The organism is Tepidibacillus infernus (assembly GCF_048898065.1).
Lineage (GTDB): Bacteria > Bacillota > Bacilli > Tepidibacillales > Tepidibacillaceae > Tepidibacillus_B > Tepidibacillus_B infernus.
In genome coordinates, this window is the sequence record NZ_JBLWFI010000015.1 from 1 (window position 1) to 613 (window position 613).

At 40.5% G+C, this 613-nt stretch carries 1 protein-coding gene and 1 pseudogene; both read left to right on the top strand.

The window, feature by feature from the left end:
• Window positions 1-339: pseudogene (locus TEPIDINF_RS14755) on the top strand (IS110 family transposase); the annotation flags it as partial.
• An 89-nt stretch (window positions 340-428) separates the two neighbouring features.
• A partial coding sequence (locus tag TEPIDINF_RS14760; protein ID WP_421692401.1) for a transposase occupies window positions 429-613 on the top strand: 185 nt, incomplete at its 3' end.

Genomic DNA, 613 nt, shown 5'->3' on the forward strand with positions numbered 1-613 from the left:
AGACGGAGTGAAATTAATAAGCGCTCATGCATCAAAATGGAACTTCGCGGTATTCATGACCAAATCTGGCGTGAATACCAGGGTTACAGTGTTCTTGTGGATAATAAGGTTAAAACAACCAAGATCTTTAGTGATTTTTGGGGGAAGACAAGCCTTCATATATTAACCCATTATCCGCATGCCTCTCAGATTCTTGAGCTAGGTGAGACTGGATTGAGAAATGTATCTAAAGAACACAATTTAAAAATCCGAAAAACAACGATTGAAAAGCTTCTCTTTGCCCCAAGGAAAGTGTTTCAAAGCCCATTAAACAGCTTTCAAGTGAGCTATTTGTATTAAAACAGAAGCTCAGTGCATATGAATGGCATACTAAAAACATAGAAGCATACGAAAAAGAAATTGAGCGTATCTTTGTTAAGACCGAGGGAATGTTTCTTCTTACGGTTCCCGGCATCGGCTTGATCACAGCGGCTGAAGTCTACTGTGAAATGGGGGATCTCTCCCACTATAATAGTGCTAGCCAGCTCATTAAAAAAGCAGGAACAAATCCTGTCATCAAGCAATCTGGGCAAAATGGCGGCTATTATGGGGGTATCTCCAAACAAGGGAATTC